Origin of the sequence: Rhizobium sp. Root274 (assembly GCF_001429245.1) — a bacterium.
Classification (GTDB): Bacteria; Pseudomonadota; Alphaproteobacteria; order Rhizobiales; family Rhizobiaceae; genus Allorhizobium.
Genome location: NZ_LMJE01000007.1, coordinates 171,229 through 193,391 on the forward strand (window position 1 = coordinate 171,229; position 22,163 = coordinate 193,391).

The 22,163-nt window shown below is 61.3% G+C and carries 19 protein-coding genes; 8 read left to right on the forward strand and 11 right to left on the reverse strand.

Annotated elements, in window-relative coordinates; translation table 11 throughout:
• Positions 1-94: 94 nt before the first annotated feature.
• On the forward strand, positions 95-988 hold the full coding sequence (locus tag ASE36_RS09775; RefSeq protein WP_062278704.1) for a hypothetical protein: 894 nt from the start codon (positions 95-97) through the stop codon (positions 986-988).
• A 12-nt stretch (positions 989-1,000) separates the two neighbouring features.
• Here ASE36_RS09775 and ASE36_RS09780 read toward each other — a convergent pair whose 3' ends face one another.
• Positions 1,001-1,399 carry a GFA family protein gene (locus ASE36_RS09780; protein ID WP_062278706.1) on the reverse strand — a complete coding sequence of 133 codons (399 nt, stop codon included), beginning with the start codon at positions 1,397-1,399 and terminating at the stop codon, positions 1,001-1,003.
• An 88-nt stretch (positions 1,400-1,487) separates the two neighbouring features.
• Positions 1,488-2,864 (reverse strand): class II 3-deoxy-7-phosphoheptulonate synthase, encoded by a 1,377-nt coding sequence (locus ASE36_RS09785; RefSeq protein ID WP_062278708.1) that lies wholly within the window; start codon positions 2,862-2,864, stop codon positions 1,488-1,490.
• Between the two features lie 243 nt (positions 2,865-3,107).
• On the opposite strand from ASE36_RS09785, the gene ASE36_RS09790 reads away from it, so the two are divergent.
• The gene (locus tag ASE36_RS09790) at positions 3,108-3,980 is read left to right on the forward strand and encodes a hypothetical protein (RefSeq protein ID WP_062278710.1); all 873 of its coding nucleotides are present in this window, start codon (positions 3,108-3,110) and stop codon (positions 3,978-3,980) included.
• A 475-nt stretch (positions 3,981-4,455) separates the two neighbouring features.
• On the opposite strand, the gene gor is transcribed toward ASE36_RS09790, so the two are convergent.
• The 3 genes from gor to rpiA form a co-directional block, all read right to left on the reverse strand.
• On the reverse strand, positions 4,456-5,844 hold the full coding sequence (gene gor, locus ASE36_RS09800) for a glutathione-disulfide reductase (protein WP_062278714.1): 1,389 nt from the start codon (positions 5,842-5,844) through the stop codon (positions 4,456-4,458).
• Between the two features lie 115 nt (positions 5,845-5,959).
• A complete protein-coding gene (locus ASE36_RS09805; RefSeq protein WP_062278716.1) occupies positions 5,960-6,499 on the reverse strand; it encodes a DUF2059 domain-containing protein in 540 nt (179 codons plus the stop codon).
• Positions 6,500-6,516: 17 nt separating this feature from the next.
• Positions 6,517-7,218: a ribose-5-phosphate isomerase RpiA gene (gene rpiA, locus ASE36_RS09810; protein WP_062278718.1), complete on the reverse strand. Its 702-nt coding sequence runs from the start codon at positions 7,216-7,218 to the stop codon at positions 6,517-6,519.
• Between the two features lie 146 nt (positions 7,219-7,364).
• On the opposite strand from rpiA, the gene ASE36_RS09815 reads away from it, so the two are divergent.
• The gene (locus ASE36_RS09815; protein WP_062278721.1) at positions 7,365-8,048 is read left to right on the forward strand and encodes an HAD family hydrolase; all 684 of its coding nucleotides are present in this window, start codon (positions 7,365-7,367) and stop codon (positions 8,046-8,048) included.
• A gap of 64 nt (positions 8,049-8,112) precedes the next feature.
• On the opposite strand, the gene ASE36_RS09820 is transcribed toward ASE36_RS09815, so the two are convergent.
• Positions 8,113-9,972 carry a L,D-transpeptidase family protein gene (locus tag ASE36_RS09820; RefSeq protein ID WP_062611298.1) on the reverse strand — a complete coding sequence of 620 codons (1,860 nt, stop codon included), beginning with the start codon at positions 9,970-9,972 and terminating at the stop codon, positions 8,113-8,115.
• A 442-nt stretch (positions 9,973-10,414) separates the two neighbouring features.
• On the opposite strand from ASE36_RS09820, the gene fumC reads away from it, so the two are divergent.
• Positions 10,415-11,803, forward strand: a complete 1,389-nt coding sequence (gene fumC / locus ASE36_RS09825) for a class II fumarate hydratase (protein ID WP_062278726.1) — start codon at positions 10,415-10,417, stop codon at positions 11,801-11,803.
• 41 nt (positions 11,804-11,844) lie between these two features.
• On the opposite strand, the gene ASE36_RS09830 is transcribed toward fumC, so the two are convergent.
• Positions 11,845-12,714 (reverse strand): GGDEF domain-containing protein, encoded by an 870-nt coding sequence (locus tag ASE36_RS09830; protein ID WP_062278730.1) that lies wholly within the window; start codon positions 12,712-12,714, stop codon positions 11,845-11,847.
• Positions 12,715-12,885: 171 nt separating this feature from the next.
• Between ASE36_RS09830 and ASE36_RS09835 the strand changes: the two genes are divergently transcribed.
• Positions 12,886-14,493, forward strand: a complete 1,608-nt coding sequence (locus tag ASE36_RS09835) for a fumarate hydratase (protein ID WP_062278732.1) — start codon at positions 12,886-12,888, stop codon at positions 14,491-14,493.
• A gap of 215 nt (positions 14,494-14,708) precedes the next feature.
• The gene (locus ASE36_RS09840; protein WP_062278734.1) at positions 14,709-15,773 is read left to right on the forward strand and encodes a GGDEF domain-containing protein; all 1,065 of its coding nucleotides are present in this window, start codon (positions 14,709-14,711) and stop codon (positions 15,771-15,773) included.
• A gap of 15 nt (positions 15,774-15,788) precedes the next feature.
• Here the strand turns inward: ASE36_RS09840 and ASE36_RS09845 are convergent, their stop codons facing one another.
• The gene (locus ASE36_RS09845; RefSeq protein WP_062278736.1) at positions 15,789-16,397 is read right to left on the reverse strand and encodes a pyridoxamine 5'-phosphate oxidase family protein; all 609 of its coding nucleotides are present in this window, start codon (positions 16,395-16,397) and stop codon (positions 15,789-15,791) included.
• Positions 16,398-16,457: 60 nt separating this feature from the next.
• The gene (locus tag ASE36_RS09850; protein ID WP_062278738.1) at positions 16,458-17,390 is read right to left on the reverse strand and encodes an alpha/beta hydrolase; all 933 of its coding nucleotides are present in this window, start codon (positions 17,388-17,390) and stop codon (positions 16,458-16,460) included.
• Positions 17,391-17,438: 48 nt separating this feature from the next.
• Here ASE36_RS09850 and ASE36_RS09855 point away from each other — a divergent pair, with 48 nt between their 5' ends.
• Positions 17,439-17,942, forward strand: coding sequence for a MarR family winged helix-turn-helix transcriptional regulator (locus ASE36_RS09855; RefSeq protein WP_062278740.1), 504 nt, complete (start codon positions 17,439-17,441; stop codon positions 17,940-17,942).
• Here ASE36_RS09855 and ASE36_RS09860 read toward each other — a convergent pair.
• Complete coding sequence (locus ASE36_RS09860) at positions 17,923-18,285, reverse strand: gamma-butyrobetaine hydroxylase-like domain-containing protein (protein ID WP_062278742.1); 363 nt, start codon at positions 18,283-18,285, stop codon at positions 17,923-17,925. The genes ASE36_RS09855 and ASE36_RS09860 overlap by 20 nt on opposite strands.
• 202 nt (positions 18,286-18,487) lie before the next feature.
• Here ASE36_RS09860 and moaA point away from each other — a divergent pair, with 202 nt between their 5' ends.
• On the forward strand, positions 18,488-19,474 hold the full coding sequence (moaA, locus tag ASE36_RS09865) for a GTP 3',8-cyclase MoaA (protein WP_156378665.1): 987 nt from the start codon (positions 18,488-18,490) through the stop codon (positions 19,472-19,474).
• Between the two features lie 21 nt (positions 19,475-19,495).
• On the opposite strand, the gene ASE36_RS09870 is transcribed toward moaA, so the two are convergent.
• On the reverse strand, positions 19,496-22,030 hold the full coding sequence (locus tag ASE36_RS09870) for a methyl-accepting chemotaxis protein (protein ID WP_062278746.1): 2,535 nt from the start codon (positions 22,028-22,030) through the stop codon (positions 19,496-19,498).
• Positions 22,031-22,163 lie beyond the last annotated feature (133 nt).

Genomic DNA, 22,163 nt, shown 5'->3' on the forward strand with positions numbered 1-22,163 from the left:
TTGACAGTAGTCGCTGCTGTTTTCGAGCCTTCATTTTGACTGGACCGATGCGTTTAAGATGCCAATAGTCAATCATGTGAAGCAGAGCTGTGCCATGCCGCCCATGACGCGTGCTGAAATCGCGGCCCATCCGCTTTTCCCCTCGATCGAGAAACAGATCGCCCAACATCTGATTGGCATCCACCTGCGCACCCCGCGGATGTCGCGTCTCAAGGCATCGCATCGCAAGTGGCTGATGACGCAGTCCCTGTTTGCGCTGGCATTGCGCCGCAGGCCGGATGATCCTCTGTCGGGCCTGACAGCAACCCGCTTCGTCGAAACGGTAATGCGCCTCGGCGCTGCCAGCCGCAACACGGCAACAGGCTATCTCGCCGAACTCGTCGCCTACAAGTTCCTCCGCGACGTGCCGGATGTTCCGGACCGGCGCGTCCGCGTGCTTGAGGCGACGGAACTGAGCCTCGGGGGCATGCGCAGCTGGTTCAACGGCCACATGGCCTGCCTCGATCGCCTCGACGGCGGGAACCGCGAGCAGGTGTCGATCGACCATGAAGCGATCTTCGTGATCGCCCAGCCCAACGCCGCAGACATGCTGGTCGAAGATCCCCTGTGGCGCGACCCGCCGGATTCCATCGGCCACTTCCTGTGGTCGGATCTCGGCGGCATGATCCTGCACGACCTGATCGCCCGCCTCGACCAAGTCGATCGCCAGGCACCGCGTGTGCTCGCCGGTCCGGTCACGCTCGCCGAACTCAGCGAGATCTATCAGGTCTCCGCGACCAATCTGAAGCGGATGTTCAAGAAGGCAGAGACGGACGGACTGCTGGGTTGGGAACACCCACGCCGCCGCGGCAGTCTCTGGCTGAGCCAGAGCTTCCTTGAGGATTATTTCACCTGGCAGTCTGCCAAGTTCGCAGCACTGGAACTTGCTTACCACGAGGCCCGCCTGGAGCTGGGGCTGAGTGCCACGACAAACGTGGTCGCCGCCTGAAGGGAAGCGAGATTAGCTCTGGCTAGCAGCGAACTGCGGCAGCCCGTCATTGATCTCATAGAAATCCCCCTTGTCGGCGCAGTAGATATGGTAGCCGCCGGTGAGCCCTGTCGGGCTATCGAACAGGCCCGCCATCAGCGAAATCGTGTTCTCGGCGTCACCTTTCCAGTACAAGGCTGAGCCGCAGATCCGGCAAAAGGCGCGGTCCGCCTCGGCGCCTGCGCGGTAGCGGCTGATATTCTCCTCGCCGGTGATGGAGACACGGTCGAGCGGTGCATTGGTCGCGGCGTAATAGAGCCCCGTCTGGCGGCGGCACTGGGTGCAGTGGCAATAGCCGACAGGCCCGAGTTCGCCTGCGACCGTAATGGTCACTGCTCCGCAAAGGCATTTTCCCAAAGACTTTTCAGTCATGTCGCCCGCTCTCCTTGTCCAAAACGACTTCGGGCGAGCTTCGTTGAAGCCCGCCCGATCGTCAAACTCGGAAAACTGAAGCTTGGTTTCAGCCGTTCGCAACCATCATGCGCTTTTCGTCACGACCGCCCTTCATCCGCTCGGCGAGCAGGAAGGCCAGTTCCAGCGCCTGATCGGCATTGAGGCGCGGGTCGCAATGGGTGTGGTAGCGATCCTGCAGATCCTCGGCCGACACGGCACGGGCACCGCCGGTGCATTCGGTCACGTCCTTGCCGGTCATCTCGATATGGATGCCGCCCGGGTGCGAGCCTTCCGCACGATGGATCTGGAAGAAGCTCTCGACCTCCGACAGGACGCGTTCGAACGGACGGGTCTTGTAGTTGTTGAGCGTGATCGTGTTGCCATGCATCGGATCGCAGGACCACACGACCTTGCGGCCCTCGCGCTCGACCGCGCGGATGAGGCGCGGCAGATGCTCGGCAACCTTGTCATGGCCGAAGCGGCAGATCAGCGTCAGACGACCGGCTTCGTTCTGCGGGTTAAGAATATCGATCAGGTTCAGGAGATCGTCCGCCTGCAGCGACGGGCCGCACTTCAAACCGATCGGGTTCTTGATCCCACGGCAGTATTCCAGATGCGCATGATCGGCCTGGCGGGTGCGGTCACCGATCCAGATCATGTGGCCGGACGTGGCATACCAGTCACCGGAGGTCGAATCGACGCGGGTCAGCGCCTCTTCATAGCCAAGCAGCAGCGCTTCGTGGCTGGTGAAGAAATCGGTCTCACGCAGGCTCGGATTGTTGTCCGAGGTGATGCCAATGGCCTTCATGAAGTCCATGGTTTCGGAGATCCGGTCGGCGAGCTTGCGGTAACGCTCGGCCTGCGGGCTATCCTTGATGAAACCGAGCATCCACTGGTGCACGTTGTCGAGGTTGGCGTAGCCACCCATCGCGAAGGCGCGCAAGAGGTTCAGCGTCGCGGCCGACTGGCGATAGGCCATCAGCTGTCGCTCGGGGTTCGGGATGCGAGCCTCTTCGGTGAATTCGATGCCGTTGATGATGTCGCCACGGTAGCTCGGCAGCTCGATGTCACCGATCTTTTCCATGTCCGAGGAACGCGGCTTGGCGAACTGGCCGGCGATGCGGCCAACCTTGACCACCGGCAGCTGTGCACCGAAAGTTAGAACGACGGCCATCTGCAGGAAGGCGCGGAAGAAGTCGCGGATATTGTCGGCACCATGCTCGGCAAAGCTTTCGGCGCAGTCACCACCCTGCAGCAGGAAGGCATTGCCTTCCGCAACCTGGGCGAGCGACTTCTTCAGGCGACGGGCTTCGCCCGCAAAGACCAGCGGCGGATAGGATGCGAGCTGCTCTTCGGCAGCCTTCAATGCATTCTGGTCCGGATAGGCCGGAACCTGCTTGATCGGCTTCTGCCGCCAGCTGCTCGGGGTCCAATTCTGCGCCATTGTCGTCACCTGTCTGATACTGGAACTGCGGCAACCTCCCGGCCGCAAGGGATGGGGGCTTATAAACGGTTATCTAAGGCTTGGAAAGCCGAAGTTTAAGGCCTTCGGCCGACACTAAATACGCCTGTAGCGCCACCCGACGTTGCGTCAGAATTTACATGCGGAATGCTCGGCGCCGCCCCACCCCTTGCGTTGACCTGAACGTAAACGTAAGCTAATGGCGATGCGAGCGGGAGGTTCCAGATGACGCTACAGGAGAACGCAGAGCAAACCGTGAAACGCGACTTCGTCCTCACGGCAGCCGACGGTTTTCCAATAGCGGCGACGCTGTTTTCCGGGCCAGGCGAGGGTCCCCTCGCCCTCATCTCGTCTGCGGCTGCTGTGCCGCGTGGCTTCTATGCCCGCTTTGCCCAGCACCTCGTGCAAGATCATGGCTTTCGCGCCGCCCTCACCTATGACTATCGCGGCGTCGCCCAATCCACGCCGCCACCAGGCTGGCGCCGGCCGATGCTGATGCGCGACTGGGCGCATTTCGACATGCCTGCAGCCTTGAAGGCGCTGGACGGGCAGGCACCAGGCCATTCACTCGTCGGCATTGGTCAATCCTTCGGTGGGCAGGTGCTGGCGCTCGGTGGCTGCTCGGAACGATTTCGACGCTATCTGATGGTGGCGACGATGACCGGCTATTGGGGCAATACGAAGCCTCGCTACCGTGTGTTCAGCCAGATGAACCTGGTCGGCGTACCGCTCGCGCTCCTGCTCGGCAAAGTGCCCGGCCAGATCGGGCTTGGGCAAACATTGCCCGGAACCGTGTTTCGCGAATGGGCCCGCTGGGGCCGGCACCCCGAATACTTCTTCGCCGACCCCACCATGGACGCGCCCCGGCGCTTTGGTGAGGTCGAGACGCCGATCCTCTCCCTCGGCATGACCGACGACCCCTGGGGCACGCCAAGAGCCCAGCACGCGCTCATGAAATACTACCACCGGGCGCCCACGGAAATCCGCTGGCTGTCACCCGAACAAGCCGGCGGCCCGATCGGACATCTCGGCTTCTTCCGCGCGCAATTCCGCGACACCCTCTGGCAAGCGCCGATCGAATGGCTGTTGCAGCCATAATTTGCTGCACTGCACCCTGGTTTCCCACAGTTTCCACAGCCCCCTGACCATGGCCAGATGAGACGCAATCTTGCTCCCGGGCAGGCGCAGCCGCATCATCAGTGATCTCCGAAATACCGCAGAGCCGGGACCTCCTGCCCCGCCGCTGCGGCCAGCTTCACGCAAGCCTCGCCGGGTACTCGCCATGGTGGGGGCAGTGCAGTGAGTTGGGAAGCCTTAGGTTTCTCGCGTTGATCATGAGGATCATTGTGATGGCGTATGACTGGAGTGGCGTACAAACCCGTCGGAACCGCAGGCTGCGGTTCTTTTTAGTGTCCCTGTTGGCGTTGGCCGTATTCACGGCTCCGATTATCGCCACGGAGTTCGCAAAGCATTTTTGAGAAGGTCCAAACCGGCCCTATCGCAGAAATTCACTGCGCTGGAAAAGGCCCGCCCTCCTCGGTGCAAGCGCACAGAAGGGCGGGCCTTTCCGCGTTTAGATGCGTTCGCCGTTTTTCACCCGATAGCTCGGGCTATACATGGTGACCAGTTCCTCCGCCGCCGTCGGATGCACGGCCATGGTCCGGTCGAAATCGTCCTTGGTGCAGCCGGCCTTGAGCGTGATGCCGAGAAGCTGGGCCATCTCGCCAGCGTCATGACCGAGAATATGAGCTCCCACAACTTTGCGGTCCGCCGCATTGACGATCAGCTTCATGATCATCTTTTCAGCCCGGCCCGAAAGGGTGGCCTTCATCGGCCGGAACTGCGCCCGGTAGACCTCGATTTCCTCGAACTTCTTCGCTGCCTGCTCCTCCGACATTCCCACGGTGCCGATCTCCGGCTGGGAGAAGACGGCGGTGGCAATCAGCTCGTGGTCCGGCGAGGTGGGATTGTTCTTGTATTCCGTCTCGATGAAGCACATTGCCTCATGGATCGCGACAGGGGTCAGTTGCACGCGGTCCGTCACATCGCCAAGGGCGAAAATGCTGGGGACATTGGTGCGCGAGTAGTGATCGACGACAACCGCACCACGCTCATTAATCTCGACGCCGGCAGCCTCCAGGCCGAGACCCGTTGTGTTCGGGTCGCGTCCAAGCGCCAGCATGACCTGCTCGACCACAAGCACGCCATTGTTCATCGTCTCGACCTGAAGATTGCCGGCCGGCGACTTCTCGACCTTCTGAATGTGATCATGGCAGAGAATACGGATGCCCTTCGCCTCCATCGCGTCGTGCAGGCCGCGCCGCATGTCCTTATCGAAACGGCTGAGGATCTCGGCGCCCCGGTAGATCAAAGTGGTCTCGACCCCGAGCCCGTGGAAGATGTTGGCGAATTCCACGGCAATATAGCCGCCGCCAGCGATCAGTATCGACCGCGGCAGGCTCTCCAGATGGAAGGCTTCGTTGGACGAGATGCACAATTCATGACCCGGCAGCGACGCATGCGGATTTGGCGCACCGCCCACCGCAATGATGATCCGCTCCGCGGTGACCTCCCGGCCGCTCGAAACGAGCCTTACACTGTGCGGCCCCGTTAGCTCAGCGCGGGTTTGCAGGATCTCCGCCCCCGCCCCTTCCAGGCCCTTACGATAGAGTCCTTCGAGCCGGTCGATCTCCTTGTCCTTTGCCGCCACCAGCGCATGCCAGTCGAATCGGCTCTCGCCAACCGTCCAGCCAAAGCCCGCAGCGTCTTCAAAGTGCTCGTGAAACTGCGAGGCATAGACGAACAGCTTCTTCGGCACGCAGCCGCGGATGACGCAGGTGCCGCCGAACCGGTATTCCTCGGCAATCGCCACCTTCTTGCCCATGGCTGCCGCAAGCCGCGCGCTGCGCACGCCGCCGGAGCCGCCCCCGATGACGAACAGGTCATAGTCGAATTGAGTCATGGAAAATGCTCCTGCGCTTGGGCGTGCTGGCGTTGTCAGCCTGATATAGGTGGCCGGTGGACCAAAAGAAAAGCCCGGGACGATGCCCGGGCTTGGTAATTTAACAGGGAATGGATCAGGGCTTCGGCGCCGCGGCGGCCGGCTGTTCCGGCTGGACGATCTTGAGCAGCGCGTCGTTGGATTGCTTTTCCAGGTCACGTGCCATGCCCGACGTCCAGATGTCGGCAGCCTTCAGCAATTCGCGAGTGGCGATCGGGCCATCCTTGAGCAGCTTCTTGCCGGCATCGCTGGAATAGAAGGCGGTGATCGCCTGCAGTTCTTCCGGGGTGAAGGCCTTGGCATAAACCAGAGCCGCCTCGCGCTCGAGATCGGCGCGACGGGCTGCGAGCTTCAGCGCCTCGGCTTCAATCGTGGACGAAATCTGATCCTGCAGGTTCGGATAGGCCTGGATGAGCTGAACCGTCAGGCGGTCCATGATGTTCGGCAGAATGGCGTCGAATCGATCGGTCACGCCGAGCGCGTCGATCGCGGCCCGGGCGGCCTGGAGATGCTCCGGAGCGACGTCCTGCGCCTTTGCAGACAGCGCGCCCAGCATGACACTGCTGGCAATGACTGCGATCGAGGCGAAACGGCCCATACCCGAAATGCTGATCATGTAATTCTATGCTCCTGTTAGTTTTTTGGCTCCATCACGCGCGCTCCCGCCGGACCGGCGATGATCGCGAGGGATGCCAAGTTTATGAATAGGCCGTGTTCGACAACGCCGGGGATCGCATTGAGCTGTTCCGCCAAAGCGTCTGCATCAGGAATGCGGCCAAAAGATGCGTCGAGAATGAGGTGACCGCCGTCCGTCATGTAGACGCTGTCGTCGCTGCGTTTGCGCAAGGCGAAGGCCCCGGAGAGCCCGAGCCGGGAGGCCAGCGCCTCGATCGCGATCTGCGTGGACACCTGGCCGAAAGGGTTGATTTCGATCGGCAGCGGAAAGGCGCCGAGCGTGTCGACGATCTTCGTCTCGTCGGCGATCACGATCATGCGGCTGGAGGCCGCAGCGACGATCTTCTCGCGGAGCAACGCCCCGCCGCCGCCCTTGATCAGCCGCAACTGCGGATCGATCTCGTCTGCGCCATCGATCGTCAGATCCAGCTCCGGCAGCTCATCGAGCGAGCGCAGCTGCACACCGAGTTCCAGGCAAAGCCGGGCGGTGCGCTCGGAGGTCGGCACACCCTCCACCTTCAGTCCACCCGCGACCCGTTCGGCCAGCAGACGCACGAACTCTTCAGCCGTCGAACCGGTGCCGATGCCAAGCCGCATGCCGTCTTCGACATGGGTCAATGCCTCGGCTGCCGCCTTGATCTTCATTTCCCGCGCGTCCATGCGCCGAAAGCTCCCGTCTGTTGCGTTGAAAGCTGTTTACACGGCTCGTTCCACAAACGAAAGCCCCGCAACGGGGCCTGCAATTGCCTTTTGCGGGGATTTCCCCTAACGCCGGAGGCCAGACCGAACACCCCGGGAGTGTGACCTTGACCAGCCCAGCCACGACCATTGTCTTCGACCTCGACGGAACGCTGGTGGATACGGCACCCGACCTCGTCGCCAGCCTCAATCATACCATCGCGATCAAAGACATGTCCCCGGTCGGTTATGAGGACCTGACGCACCTGGTCGGACAAGGCGCCCGTGTGATGATCGCCCGCGCCTTTGCGCTCAGAGGCGCGCCGCTGGCCGAAGAGGAACTCCCTGCCCTGCTCGAACGCTTCATCGATCACTATGCCGCCGGCATGCCGGGGCAGAGCCGTCCCTATCCGGGCTTGATCGAAGCGCTGGAGCGACTGCGGGACGCCGGACATTTGCTTGCCGTCTGCACCAACAAGATGGAGGGACTTGCCCGTCCCTTGATCGAAAAGCTTGGCCTCACCGGCTATTTTGCAGCAATTACCGGCGGTGACACGTTTGCCGTGCGCAAGCCGGATGCCGCCCACCTGACCGGCACCGTGGAAATGGCCGGCGGAGTGGCGCACAAGGCGCTGATGATCGGTGACAGCATCAACGACATCCTGGCGGCGCGCAACGCCGGCATTCCCTCCATCGCCGTGCCCTTCGGCTACTCAGACGTCGCCGTCGACACGCTCGGTGCATCCACGGTCATCGGCCATTTCGATGAACTGACCCTGGATCTCGTTCAGCGCCTGACCGGACAAGCTTGAACGGACACAAAAAAGGCGGGCCACAGCCCGCCATCTTCGACACTCATATTAACCGCAATGCCGTTCAGGCGCGCGGTGCCCGGGCATCCGTGGTCGCCTTAAACGCCTTGCCGGTATAGTCGTCGCGTCCATAGACATCGTCAAAATACTCGACCACGCCATCCTTGTTCGGCCAAGCCGTAAAGTAAGAGACATAGACCGGGATCTTCTGCGGCACCTGTACGGCGCGGTTCTGCCCCGACGAGATCTGCTTGCCGATTTCCTCGACGGTCGTTCCCATGACGGCAGCCGCCATGACGACGCGCGGCTGGGCCAGACGCACGCAGCCATGGCTAAGCGCCCGCATGTCACGATTGAAGAAGCTCTTCGACGGCGTGTCATGCATGTAGATCGCGTGATCATTGGGGAACAGGATCTTCAGCTCGCCGAGCGCATTGTCGCCACCCGGCGGCTGGCGCACGTCCACAGAATGCGTGGTGTTCCAATCGACCTGGCTTGAGGCAACTTTGCGGCCGCCATAGGAAACCTCGTAACCGAGACGATCCAGGTAGGAAGGATCGGCGCGCAACTTCGGCAGCATCTCGTTGATGATGATCGACTGCGGCACACCCCAATAGGGATTGAACTCAACCGTTTCGATCTGGTCCTGGAAGAAATAGGTCTGGTTCGACTTTGAGCCGACGACCACCCGCATCGACAGCTGTTCCTTGCCGTCATTGATATAGTAGGCTTGGAAAGCTGGCTGGTTGATGAAGACGTAGCGCTGGCCGAGATCGGACGGCAACCAACGGACGGCCTCCATCGCGACCTGAAGCTTTGCGATCTTCTCAGCATTGCTATGGCCCGTCATGGCGCGGATTGTTGCCGGGCCGACGACGCCATCAGCCTTCAGACCCTTTTCCTTCTGGAAGGTCTCGACCAGCGACACCAGCTCCGGCGTATAGTCGGGCGTGCCGGTGTAGGAGGCCAGCGTGGCGGCATGCTGGGTCAGTACCGCCTCCGACGCCACCTGCTTGACCGCACCGACGATGCGCGACAGTTCCGGATTGCTCTGACCGGGCTTCAACAGCGTGCCCGGAGCAATGGTGATCGGCTCGACGGACGCCTGTGCGTCTTCCGCACGAAGCCGGGCAAGCTCGTTGCGCAGCGCGACGAACTGCGGGCTCTTCGGGTCGCGGTTGCGAAGGTAGGCGGCAACGTCAGGGCTTTTGCGAAGCATATCCAGCACCGGTGCCAGGTTCACACCCTTGCGCTTGAAATCGTGATAGCCGGAGATCTTGTTCGGATCGATGCGCCCGCGAACGGTGTCCTGCACATACGTCACCACCTTGGCCGAGAGCCCAATTTCGAAGCCCATCAGGTCGCGCTGGCGCTGATCTGGATCAGTGACGGTATCCGAAGGAACTGCGACGGCATAATCTTCCGGAGCGAGACCGGCGGCACCGGCATCGGCAAGCGCCGCGATCATCTGCCGACCGCGTTCCGAAAGACCCGTCGCCTCGACCCAGATCAGAGGCTTGGTGCGATCCGCATAATAAGCCTCGATGGTCTTGGCGACGTCTTCGGTCGCCCGAACATTGACCTCGGAGAGGAACCGCCGCGGATCCTGCACGTCGACCGAAGCGGCAGCTTCGGTGCCTGTTGCAGCGACAGGCGAAATGCGGATCGCCCGCTGGGCCTCAGGCTTGTAAGTATAGTATCGTGGTCCCGAGACCTTCGGCAGCGGCTCAGGATCGCCCATTTCAAGACCACCCAGCGCCTGCTGCTCAAGCAGGTTTGGCTTTGCCTGCTCGCGCGTGCTGCGGCCGGGGCCACCCCGCAGGAGATCGAGAAGTGTCGTGGCTGAGGCCTCTCCCGGCATTGCGCCGAGGGCAGTCGTCGCTGCCAGAAATGCCGTAACTACAAATGTGGGGGTTCTCGTCATTCTCGCTCTCATTTCACATCGAGCCCCTTGGACTCGCGGCTTGCTGGCCATGTGCGCGGATCACTAGCCCATCAGCCTTTACTTGGGAAGTTCGGCGCCGAAACCGTGAACGGATCGCCGGACGAAATTTGGCGCGATCGGCACATCTCAAAGACGGAAGTCGCCGGCAAACTAAATGGAAACATTCGTTAATTTTTCATTGACGTTAATGGATAGTATCCCTCAGCCTCGGGATAGGCACGGTTGCGGGCGGGACAAATTGTCGTGACACGTGCCAGAATTGACACAAGCCGCTGGCCGAAAGCCCTCTGGGTATTCATCCGACCACAAAATAGTTGACAATTGGACGCAACTTATTGCCATCCGTTTGCAACAACAGCCGTGCCACCTACATTGCTCTTTGGGCAGCGCCCCCTGAGCCACGCGGAAAAGGCAGATCCCCATGACGAAAAGAACCGAAACAGACACCTTTGGACCGATCGAGGTCGAGGCTGACCGCTACTGGGGCGCTCAGGCGCAGCGTTCCCTCGGCAATTTCAAGATTGGCTGGGAAAAGCAGCCTCTGCCCGTCATTCGCGCTCTGGGCATCGTCAAGCAGGCAGCCGCACGGGCAAACCTTGCGCTCGGCAAGCTCGACCCGAAACTGGCGGACGCGATCATCGCAGCCGCTCAGGAGGTGATCGACGGCAAGCTCGACGGCCATTTCCCGCTCGTCGTGTGGCAGACCGGCTCCGGCACGCAATCCAACATGAACGCCAACGAGGTGATCTCCAACCGTGCCATCGAGATGCTCGGCGGCACCATGGGTTCGAAGAAGCCCGTTCATCCGAACGACCACGTCAACATGAGCCAGTCGTCAAACGACACCTATCCGACGGCCATGCACATCGCGGCGGCCGAGCATGTGGTGCACCACCTGCTGCCTTCGCTCAAACACCTCCATTCGGCCCTCGATGCCAAGGCAAAAGCCTTCGACCACATCATCAAGATCGGCCGCACCCATACCCAGGATGCGACGCCGCTGACGCTAGGCCAGGAATTCTCCGGCTATGCCGCCCAGGTCGCATCGTCGATCAAGCGGATCGAGCTGACGCTTCCCGGCCTCTATGAGCTGGCCCAGGGCGGGACAGCCGTCGGCACCGGCCTCAATGCCCCGATCGGCTTTGCCGAGAAGGTCGCGGAAGAGATCGGTGCGATCACCGGCCTGCCCTTCGTCACCGCGCCGAACAAGTTCGAGGCTCTGGCCGCCCATGACGCGATGGTCTTTGCCCATGGTGCGATCAACGCGGCAGCCGCCGCCCTCTTCAAGATTGCCAACGACATCCGCTTCCTCGGCTCCGGCCCGCGCGCCGGTCTGGGCGAACTGCAACTGCCGGAAAACGAACCGGGCTCCTCAATCATGCCGGGCAAGGTGAACCCCACCCAGTCGGAAGCGCTGACCCAGGTCTGCGCCCACATCTTTGGCAATCAGGCGGCGATCACCTTCGCCGGAAGCCAGGGGCATTTCGAACTCAACGTCTACAATCCGATGATGGCATACAACTTCCTCCAGTCGGTCCAGCTGCTCGGTGATGCGGCCGTCTCCTTCACCGACAATTGCGTGGTTGGCATCGAGGCGCGCGAGGATAATATCCGCAAGGGAGTGGAAAACTCGCTGATGCTGGTCACGGCGCTGAACGGCAAGCTCGGCTATGACGCCTGCGCCAAGATCGCCAAGACCGCCCACAAGAACGGCACGACATTGCGCGAGGAAGCGGTCGGCGGCGGATATCTCACCAATGAGGAATTCGACCAGTATGTCCGCCCCGAACTGATGATCGGTCCGCACTGATCAAACCGCAGGCGACAGCGACAAACGCTGTCGCCTGCGTTTCAGGACATCGCCTGCAAAATCTCAAGCCCTGTCCGCCGCGTATCGCGGGCGCGGAATAGTGCCATGTCGGCCTTGTGGATCAAGTCGGCCATGGTCTCCTGGTCGTGGCGGATAGCCAGGCCAAAGGTGACGCAGAGACTGCCGCGCGCGACCGGACCAACCTCGAGGTCGGCCACGGCTCGGCGCAAATCCTCGCAACAGCGAAGCACCGCGCTCGGCTTGTCGCCGGCAAACAGCAGCACGAAGGTCGTCCCGGACATACGTGCCGCGACCAGGCGCGGCGCGAAATACTGTCGGACGAGATCACCCACGGCCACCAAAGCGCGATCGGTCACCTCGCGATCGTGAAGGGCCTGCATGGCATCCACTCCCTCCAGTTCGAACACGGCAACCGTCACGTCTGCTCCGCCGTTTCCTTGTCGCTCGATCTGCACGCTATAGGCAGCGCTGCCGTTCAAAAGCCCCGTCAGCGGATCAAGCGCCGGTTGCCCTTCGGCCCGCTCGGCGAGGGCAGCAATCTCTCCGACCATGCCGCAGACGGCACGCGTGACGACAGCGATCTCGTCTTCGCCATGCTTGTCGAGGCGGTCTTCGGGAAAGCTGCCACCTGTGCGATAGCGCGTGATCGCGGAAGCCAGGTGCCGCAGGGGCCGTGTCAGCCACCACATCGTGGCAAGACAGGCGACGGTACCGACGAGGGTGGCGCCAAGAACAACGAGCGCGACCGTCATGCCATCCGATTGTGATGCCGTGCCGAAAAAGAGCAGAAGTGCGATCAACGGCAGATGAATGCACACGAAACTCACCAGAAAGATCTTGATCACGATCGAACGTTGCCAGCTATCCTTGTTAGCGCTGTCCAAAGCCATGCCTGCTCTCCTCCGAATCTTCAGCCCGCCGACACATGCATGACGGTCGCCGCATCCTCAAGACATTGGTGAAATATCAACGCGCAGCCTGCGGCTTTCGACGCATTGAAATCTTAAGTCCTTCCCCGTAAACCACCGGAATTTCCAGCTGATGCCGCGAAAGGCCCCGTGATGGCAGACGATCTGTTCCCAATTGGCGAAGACCTGACCCCCTACCGCAAGATCACATCGGACTATGTGTCCGTTGAAACATTCAAGGGTCAGGAAATCCTGACCGTCGAGCCTGAGGGGCTGCGCCTGCTGGCAGAGACGGCTCTGTCGGACATCAACCATCTCCTGCGTCCCGGCCACCTGAAGCAGCTCGCCTCGATCCTCCAAGATCCCGAAGCGACCGACAACGACCGCTTCGTCGCCTTCGACCTTCTGAAGAACGCCAATATCGCTGCCGGCGGCATTCTGCCGATGTGCCAGGATACCGGTACCGCCATCGTCATGGGTAAGAAGGGCCGCCGCGTCTGGACCGATGGTCACGACTATGAGGCCTTGGCTGCCGGCGTTCGCGATGCCTATGAGCGCCGCAATCTGCGCTATTCGCAACTCGCGCCGATCAAGATGTTCGAGGAAAAGAACACCAAGACCAACCTCCCGGCCCAGATCGACCTCTATGAAGAGGGCGAGGACGCCTACAAGTTCTTATTTATGGCCAAGGGGGGCGGCTCGGCCAACAAGACCTTCCTCTACCAGGGCACGCCTTCGCTTCTGACCCATGACCGCATGATCGACTTCCTCAGGGAGAAGATCCTGACGCTCGGCACGGCTGCCTGTCCCCCCTACCATCTGGCGATCGTCATCGGCGGTCTCTCGGCCGAGATGACGCTGAAGACGGTCAAGCTCGCCTCTGCCCGTTATCTCGATGGCCTGCCGACCGAGGGGTCGGAAAGCGGACATGCCTTCCGCGACATCGAGATGGAGAAGGAAATCCACAAACTCACCCAGTCCCTGGGCGTCGGCGCCCAGTTCGGTGGCAAGTATTTCTGTCATGACGTGCGCGTCATCCGCCTGCCCCGCCACGGCGCTTCGCTCCCGATCGGGCTCGGTGTCAGCTGTTCCGCCGACCGTCAGGCGGTCGGTAAAATCACCCGCGACGGCATCTATATCGAACAGCTCGAAACAGACCCGTCAAAATACATGCCCGAGATCGACGAAACCGCGCTGTCCTCATCCGTGGTCAAGATCGACCTCAATCAGCCGATGCCGGCGATCCTCGCCGAACTCAGCAAACACCCGGTCAAGACCCGCCTGTCCCTGACAGGGACGATCATCGTTGCTCGCGATCTCGCTCATTCCAAGATCCGCGAGCGGCTGGAAAAGGGCGAAGGCATGCCGGACTACATGAAGAATCATCCGGTTTACTACGCCGGCCCGGCCAAGACGCCGACAGGTTATGCTTCCGGTTCCTTCGGGCCGACCACAGCCGGGCGTATGGATAGCTATGTCGACCAGTTCCAGTCCTTCGGCGGCTCCATGGTCATGCTGGCAAAGGGCAACCGCTCGCGCGCGGTGCGCGAAGCCTGCAAGACCCATGGAGGCTTCTACCTCGGCTCGATCGGCGGCCCGGCCGCCCGTCTCGCCCAGGATTGCATCCGCAAGGTCGAGGTCCTGGAATATCCGGAGCTCGGCATGGAGGCCGTATGGAGGATCGAGGTCGAAGACTTCCCGGCCTTCATCGTCACCGACGACAAGGGCAATGATTTCTTCCAGGAATTCAATCTCGGCTGATTTTTCTCGGATCAATTGATTGCCGCGACGTCAGGCGACGGGCGTTGCGGCAGCTAAAGAAGATCAAAAACAGAACCTTAAGCTGATAGATCCATATTGACGCGAATTTCCGTCAATTACTTGTCGTAACGGCAGCATTAAAGTTTTCAAAATTATTTGCCTCTAACATCTCTTTGAGCTGTAAAAGCCCCCAGAGGATAATTGGAGTTGGCCGAATGACCACGGCAGCGCCGTCTAAGACGCAAGCACCCGACGTTGCGGCACAGATCACCTTTGCCATGCGTTCGATGGGTGTTGCGCCCATTCCGCGCAACTACGAACTCTTTTACGAGGCTTTCATCGGCTCAAACCCGACCCTGTCTCGCGAACTGGCAGCTTTAGGAAGCCGTGCGAGCCAAGACGAACTCGACGCGATCGGTCAGCAATATTTCGGCAATCACCAGTCTCGCGCCATCGAAGCCGTCCATGTCAAGCTGCTCAGCGAACTCGATGCGTTACTGCGCGTGTTGCGCCAGGAGCAGACATCTCTCGAAAGCTACAACAAGTTGCTTGGCGAGACCTACAGCCGGATTAATTCAAAAAGCAGCAACAGTGCCGACATCCTGCGCAGCGCAATCAACATCCTGACGGAAGCGACCGGCAGCACCATGGCGCACGGCGAAGAGACTGTCGTCCAGATGGCGCAACGTTCGCAGGAAATGGACGAGGTCCGCCGGGAACTCGACGAATACAAGCGCATCGCCAACACGGATTCGCTGACGCGCATCGCCAACCGTCGTGCCTTCGACGAAAAGCTGGCATCAATTTATGCGGGTGGATCACGCCCGCTCGCTGCTCTGGTTCTTGCAGACATCGACAATTTCAAGAAGGTCAACGACGTCTACGGACATCCGGTCGGCGACAAGATCCTGGCGACGGTGGCAACAGTTCTGCGCAGCAATGTGCGGCGCGACTGTTTCGTCGCCCGCACCGGTGGCGAGGAGTTCGCGATCATCGTTGAAGGCAATACCAGCGAGGAAGTTCTACAAGTCTGCGAGCGTGTGCGCACTGCTCTCGAGACGACACCTTTCAAGAACTCGAAGACCGGGGTGAATTACGGCCCAGTCACCATCTCGCTCGGCTTCAGCATGGCAACCGATTCCGAAGACGCCGGCGAACTTTACGCAAAGGCCGACATAGCCCTCTATTGTGCCAAGAACGCGGGACGCAATCGCTCACGCGCCTATGAAGACGGCATGAAGAAGGATTTCACCAAGAGCTGGCTGATCTACAAGCGCTGATCCGCGCCTGCCACATCACCACATGGTCTTGGCGGCGCGCTCTGGCCATTCCCGGTCATAGGTTTCCTGGTCGAAACCCGCTTTTGCTTCCTTAAGCATTTCGCCCGGCGTCGGCAGATCGCCAGCCGCAACGCGGCGGTCTGGGTTCCAAAGGTCCGCGCGCATCACCGCGCGAGCGCACTGGAAGTAGACTTCGTCGATCGTCACGACGGCGACACTACGCGGATGTCGGCCATCCATCTCAAAGCTCTCAAGCAAGCTTGGATCGACAGAGACCACCGCCCGTCCATTGACGCGCATTACCGAATTGGACCCGGGGATCAGAAACATCAGCGCCACGCGCGGGTCGCGCACGATGTTGAGCAGCGAATCGATACGGTTATTGCCTCGCCAGTCGGGTAGCGCGAGCGTCCGGTCGTCCTCGATCCGGACGACGGCCTGTGCGTCACCGCGCGGCGAACAGTCCAGCCCCTCCGGGCCAACCGTCGCCAGCGCCACAAAGGGTGAAGACTGAATCATCAGCCGATAGGCAGCCGTCAGAGAAGGCACGACCTTCGCCACCGAGGCTTCGGAGACATCGCCGTAGATCGCCTGGAGTTCTTCCGGGTTCTTGATGATCGTCATGCTGTATCTCCCCGCTATACCGTAAGCCAGGTTAGCGATTAGAGGTCACTGATGACAAGTTCAAGACACGACGCGCTGACGATCCGTTTGGGGCAAACGCTCGGCCAGAAGAAACTCGGCAACCGCCTGGATCACCTCGGGCGCGCTCACGATCCGGCGGTGGCCATGGCCGTTGGCCCAGATATGCCGGATCTGCGGCGACACACCGATATAGCGCTGCGCATGCCCGACATTCACCTCCTTGTCATCCTCGGCATGGACGACAAGCATGGGGCGCCCCAGCCGGCGCGCAACGGCGACGCCATCGAGCTCCTCGATGCGCCGGCCTGACAATTCATGCACGCGCCCCCGCATGGCAGCAAGGCTTGCCCGCCCGAGACCGACAGCACCGGCAAAACCACTAAAAACCTCGCTGATGCTCGACGGCGCGCCGATCAAGGCAATGCGCGGCGTTTTCAGTTTCGGGACGTCGCAGAAGATGCCGCCCGCCGCCATCATGACCGAAGCCCCGCCGAAGGAGTGTCCGACGACCCCGTCGAAATGCCCGAAATGGCGCTCGGCCGCCACGATCGCCTCGGCCGCGAGCCTGAGATCGAGCCTTCGACCGCTCGATGCGCCATGCCCGGGCAGATCGAGCAGCACGACCTCCGCACCGGCGTCCAGCAAACCGACTGCCATCTCCGACAGATATTCCGCCCGCGACCCCCAGCCGTGTACGACGAGAATACGAGGCGCTCCCTTGACGCTGCTCGCCGGGCTAGGCGTCAGGTGGTGGGCCGCCGCCATTCCTCGCGACAAAGCGAGTCGGACCGTCTGCGCATCGCGCAGTCTCTCGGACCCGAGACGAAAGACGGCAAGAGCCTTGGCTCCGTTCGGCTTGCGCGACGGCGTGCGACAAAACAGCTCGAAGGCGAGCCGTCCCGAGATCCGGGGCGACAGCCTCTCCAGCTGCGCGAAAGCCAGGCGGGTGACCTTGAGACCAAAGGATGTCATAGTCTGGATTCCATGGATATGTTCAATGCTGAACAATAAAGTACAAGAATGAACAAAAATCAAGCCTTCCCCTGGGACCATCCGCGTTTTCGCAGCTGGATCGCCGTGGGCCGTGCCTGCCAGCTGATGCAACAGGCCCTCACCCGGGCGCTGGGGCCTCTCGACATCAAGCCGCCGCACCTCGACATTCTCATCAATCTGTATCGCTTTGAAGGCATCTCACAGCAGGAACTGGCCAGAAAGCTCCTGGTGGGTCGCTCCAACATGAGCATGTTGCTGCCGCAAATGGAAAAGCGTGGACTGCTGGAACGCCGTCCCGACGAGCGGGACAAGCGCATCCTTCGCCTCTTCCTGACTGCGGACGGAAGAGCGGTGTGCGAGCAGGCCATGGTCATTCAGACGGGTTTGATCGAAGACATGCTCTCGGCAACGCCGCTGGAAGACTGCACGCGCATGGCAGAGACGATGGAAACGCTGATTCAACGGATGATGGCTGCCGATCAGACTGCCGAATCCGCTGTCGCAGCAACGCTCAGCGCGGATCGCGAGTGAGGCCCTTTTCAGCGAGCGAGCGTTCGTAATCGGCAAATTTCTCTGCCCCGCGCTCACCCAGCTCCCGCATATAGGTCCAGGTAAAGATGCCGGTGTCATGCCCGTCATCGAAGCCGATCCGCACCGCGTAATTGCCGGTGGGCGTCATCGCACGAATGGTAACATCGCGCTTGCCGGGCACGGTTACCGCCTGGCCGGGACCATGGCCCTGTACTTCCGCCGAGGGTGACAGAACCCTGAGCATTTCCGCCGGCAGAGTGACGACGACACCGTCGTTGAAGGTGACGGTCAGCGTGCGGCGGTCCTTGGACACCTTGAGTTCGCTCGGCCAGATATCGGACATAATGCACTCTTCTCTTCGGCAGATGGAGCGTGAGAGTTAGGGCGAAGATCTTACCCGCGCAAGCCAATTCCGCCTTCCGCCCGCAAGCTCGCTTGACGCAGGTTGCCGGCAGTCCCACATTACGCTGACAACACGGAGCGATCACTTGCAGCAGATTTCAGGCGCGTTGACGGCGACACCCCTTGGCGATCCGGGCGCACCCATGATCGACCCGTTTGGTCGGGCAGTCACCTATCTCCGCGTCTCCGTGACCGACCGTTGTGATTTCCGCTGCACCTACTGCATGGCGGAAGACATGACCTTCCTGCCGAAGAAGGACCTGCTGACGCTTGAAGAGCTCGATCGACTCTGTTCGGCCTTCATCGCCAAGGGCGTGCGCAAGCTGCGTCTCACGGGCGGCGAACCTCTGGTGCGCAAGAACATCATGCACCTGATCCGAGGCCTATCGCGCCACCTCGGCAGCGGCCTCGACGAACTCACGCTCACCACCAATGGATCCCAACTCGCCCGCTTCGCCGGCGAACTCGCAGATGCCGGTGTCCGGCGCATCAACGTCTCCCTGGACACGCTGGATGCGGCCAAGTTCAAGGCGATCACCCGCTGGGGCGACTTGGACCGGGTGATGGAGGGTATCCGCGCAGCCCAGAAGGCCGGGATCGCCATCAAGCTCAATGCGGTGGCGCTGAAAGACTTCAACGAATACGAGATCCCGTCCCTCATGGAATTCGCCCATGCCGAAGGCATGGAACTGACCTTGATCGAGACCATGCCCATGGGCGAAATCGGTGAGGACCGGACCGACCAGTACCTCCCCTTGTCGCTCGTGCGTCAACGGCTTGAGGACCGCTACACACTGTCGGACATTCCCTTCCGCACCGGCGGTCCGGCACGTTACGTCGAGGTGAAGGAAACGGGCGGGCGCCTCGGCTTCATCACGCCGCTGACCCATAATTTCTGCGAAAGCTGCAATCGCGTCCGGCTGACCTGCACCGGCACACTTTATATGTGCCTCGGTCAGGACGATGCCGCCGACCTCCGCACGGCCCTGCGTGCCTCGCAGGAAGATGCCTTCCTCTCCTCGGCGATCGACGAGGCGATCGGCCGCAAGCCCAAGGGCCACGATTTCATCATCGACCGTACCCACAAGAAGCCCGCCGTTGGCCGGCACATGAGCGTCACCGGCGGCTAGAGCCGCCGGCAAGCCGTTCTGTCAGGCAGAGCGACGAAAATCCCGCTGCTCGGGAGCCGCGATCTCGGTGCGGAAATGGCCGATCTTGTGCATCAGGATGTCGACCCGCTGCCGCAATCCATGGATCTCGGCATTGTTCTCCTCGACCATGGCCGCATTCTGCTGGGTGATCAGCTCGACGTCGCGCACTGCGCTGGTGACTTCGCTGATGCCGGTCGATTGCTCGCGGGTCGCTGCCGAGATCGTCTCGACGAGGCTCTGGACCTCTTCGACCTGATCGATGATCGACTGCAACGCGACGCCGGTATGTTCGACGAGTTCCACGCCGGAGCGGACCTGTCCGCCGGACGCGGTGATCAGGGTCTTGATCTCCTTGGCGGCATTGGCCGAACGCTGGGCCAGTTCCCGCACTTCCTGTGCGACCACGGCAAAGCCACGGCCCGCCTCACCCGCACGCGCGGCTTCGACGCCAGCGTTGAGCGCCAGCAGATTGGTCTGGAAAGCGATCTCGTCGATGACGCCGATGATCGTCGAAATCTTTTCCGACGAGCGGCTGATCTCGGACATGGCATCCACGGCCTTGCGAACGACCACGCCGGACTGACGCGCATGGTCACGCGCCGCCTGGACGGACTGGGCGGTGCGCCCTGCCCCATCCGCCGTCGAACGCACCACATCGCTCAAATGCGACAGTGCCCGTACGCTTTCCTCAAGTGCCGCCGCCTGCTGTTCGGTGCGGCGTGCCAGATCGTCGGCGGACACGGCGAGGTTTTCGGTGCCCGCATTGATGTCGGCACTTGCCGCGCGCACCTCTTCCAGCGTCGCCCGCAGCGTTTCGACGGCCTGGTTGTAGGTCGACGCCATGGCGACGAAATCGGCAGGCAGGTCGTTGCGCATGGTGACGTTGAGCTGGCCATTGGCCAGCGCCTCCAGGACGGATGACAGAGCTTCAAGTGCTGCCCGCTGATCGGCCTCGACCCGCGCCCGCTCTTGCGAGCGATGCGCACTTTCCTGTTCGGACTGTGCCCGCGCAGCGGCTGCCTCTTCCTCGAGCCGCTTGTTTTCCAGGGCTGCATCACGGAAAACCGTAACGGACCGCACCATGTCGCCAATCTCGTCGCCGCGATTGCGACCCTCGATCGGGACAGAAAGATCACCGCTGGCAAGACGCGACATCACGCCCGTGATGCGCTTCAGTGGCGCCCGCAGCGTCTCGATCAACATCAATCCGCCGATGATGGCGAGCAGCGTGCCGACGACCATGGTGACAACCGAAATCGAGGCTGAACGTTCGCTGTCCTCGCGGCCGACTTCCTGGGCGTGGCTGACGAAATTGCGCAACGCTTCCATTGCGTCGGACACATGACCATTGGCCGAGAGGCGGCGTGCCTGCCAGTCTCGACCGGCATCGAGCCTTTCCTGCGAGGCCGAGACGAGCGAGGCGAGCGACGGCTCGATCTTCTTGGCGAAATCACGCAGAGCACTGTTCTTCGCACCGAGTTCCGAGATCCGAGCGCCGATCCCCTTCAGCGTCTCGACTTTGCTGACAACCGTCTGGCGGCTGGTATCGTCCAGCGTGCCCAGCATCTGCTGAACCTTGAGTTCCATCGTCGCGATCTCCATGACCGCGTTATCGACGAGTTCCATCAATTCCTTCTGCTCGGCCATCAGTTTGTCGAGGTTGACGAACCGATCGGCGGCCACGTCGGAATTCTTCGCGCCCTGCAGCGTGATCTTCTGCTCGATCACCACCAGCTCAGCCAGGACGCGGCCGATCTCCTGCGCTTTCGCCTCGTCGGTCGCTTCACCCTTCAAGGCAGCGTCGATCTTCGCCATGGCTGCGGAAATTTCATCGACCAGAGCCTTGCCCTTGGCCGAGACAATCGCCTCGGCCTTCTTGATGTCCTTCTGCAGCGGCGCGATATAGAGCTTGGTCTCGGAGAGCTGTTCTTCCGGTGTAAACGCCATCTGCACGCCGACACGAAGCTTGCCGAGCCTATCCAGCAGGCTCTTGAAGGCGGACGCATCGAACAGCAGCTCCTTGGCGAAGCGCTCCTTGCCCGACAGATCCGTGCGCACGAAGTCGACCTGCTTCAGGATTGTCTGGCCCTCGTTCTTCAGCGAGGCTACCACATCGGTCAGACCGGCATCCAGCGTGTCGCGCCGAACCTTGTTGTCCCAAAGGGCAGCTGTCTCGTCACGCATCAGCGACGAAAGATTGCGCAGCGCGCCGAGATCTGCCGTCGCCGCCTGCTTGGCCAGCACGCCGTCCAGAACGCGGAGACCCTTTTCCTGCGCATCGATCGCCTTCAGGAGAGCCTCCCTGCTCGCCTCCGTCGGATCGAGGCTGAACTCCTGCAGCCCCTTCTGCAGCTGTTCCAGATCGCTGATATTGCCGATCGTGGCGCGGGTGACGGTCATGTGACCGTTCAGCATGGTGGCGGTGCGATAACCGAGAAGGCCGACGCCGGCCATGAGAAAAACGAGAGGAATAACGAACAGCAATACTTTGGTGACGATCCTGCGGCTCTGCAGGAGGCGATCGATAAAACTCATGGAACCCTCGGGAGGATCGACGGTTCTGCGCCAACATCGGCGCAGGGTCGAGCGGGCGGCACCACCTCATGCGGAGCCATGGTCAGCTTCGCCGGTGGAACATTGAACAACGGTTAATTGAGAACCCGCTTTT

What these genes read in the sequence shown, in the direction of transcription:
- ASE36_RS09790 (WP_062278710.1), top strand. Translation starts at nt 3,108, where the DNA reads ATGACGCTACAGGAGAACGCAGAGCAAACCGTGAAACGCGACTTCGTC.
- ASE36_RS09820 (WP_062611298.1), bottom strand. Translation starts at nt 9,972, where the DNA reads ATGACGAGAACCCCCACATTTGTAGTTACGGCATTTCTGGCAGCGACG.
- ASE36_RS09850 (WP_062278738.1), bottom strand. Translation starts at nt 17,390, where the DNA reads ATGACATCCTTTGGTCTCAAGGTCACCCGCCTGGCTTTCGCGCAGCTG.
- ASE36_RS09805 (WP_062278716.1), bottom strand. Translation starts at nt 6,499, where the DNA reads ATGATCAGCATTTCGGGTATGGGCCGTTTCGCCTCGATCGCAGTCATT.
- ASE36_RS09845 (WP_062278736.1), bottom strand. Translation starts at nt 16,397, where the DNA reads ATGACGATCATCAAGAACCCGGAAGAACTCCAGGCGATCTACGGCGAT.
- ASE36_RS09830 (WP_062278730.1), bottom strand. Translation starts at nt 12,714, where the DNA reads ATGGCTTTGGACAGCGCTAACAAGGATAGCTGGCAACGTTCGATCGTG.
- ASE36_RS09860 (WP_062278742.1), bottom strand. Translation starts at nt 18,285, where the DNA reads ATGTCCGATATCTGGCCGAGCGAACTCAAGGTGTCCAAGGACCGCCGC.
- ASE36_RS09835 (WP_062278732.1), top strand. Translation starts at nt 12,886, where the DNA reads ATGGCAGACGATCTGTTCCCAATTGGCGAAGACCTGACCCCCTACCGC.
- ASE36_RS09785 (WP_062278708.1), bottom strand. Translation starts at nt 2,864, where the DNA reads ATGGCGCAGAATTGGACCCCGAGCAGCTGGCGGCAGAAGCCGATCAAG.
- ASE36_RS09840 (WP_062278734.1), top strand. Translation starts at nt 14,709, where the DNA reads ATGACCACGGCAGCGCCGTCTAAGACGCAAGCACCCGACGTTGCGGCA.
- ASE36_RS09870 (WP_062278746.1), bottom strand. Translation starts at nt 22,030, where the DNA reads ATGAGTTTTATCGATCGCCTCCTGCAGAGCCGCAGGATCGTCACCAAA.
- gor (WP_062278714.1), bottom strand. Translation starts at nt 5,844, where the DNA reads ATGACTCAATTCGACTATGACCTGTTCGTCATCGGGGGCGGCTCCGGC.
- moaA (WP_156378665.1), top strand. Translation starts at nt 18,488, where the DNA reads ATGATCGACCCGTTTGGTCGGGCAGTCACCTATCTCCGCGTCTCCGTG.
- ASE36_RS09775 (WP_062278704.1), top strand. Translation starts at nt 95, where the DNA reads ATGCCGCCCATGACGCGTGCTGAAATCGCGGCCCATCCGCTTTTCCCC.
- ASE36_RS09780 (WP_062278706.1), bottom strand. Translation starts at nt 1,399, where the DNA reads ATGACTGAAAAGTCTTTGGGAAAATGCCTTTGCGGAGCAGTGACCATT.
- fumC (WP_062278726.1), top strand. Translation starts at nt 10,415, where the DNA reads ATGACGAAAAGAACCGAAACAGACACCTTTGGACCGATCGAGGTCGAG.
- ASE36_RS09855 (WP_062278740.1), top strand. Translation starts at nt 17,439, where the DNA reads ATGAACAAAAATCAAGCCTTCCCCTGGGACCATCCGCGTTTTCGCAGC.
- rpiA (WP_062278718.1), bottom strand. Translation starts at nt 7,218, where the DNA reads ATGGACGCGCGGGAAATGAAGATCAAGGCGGCAGCCGAGGCATTGACC.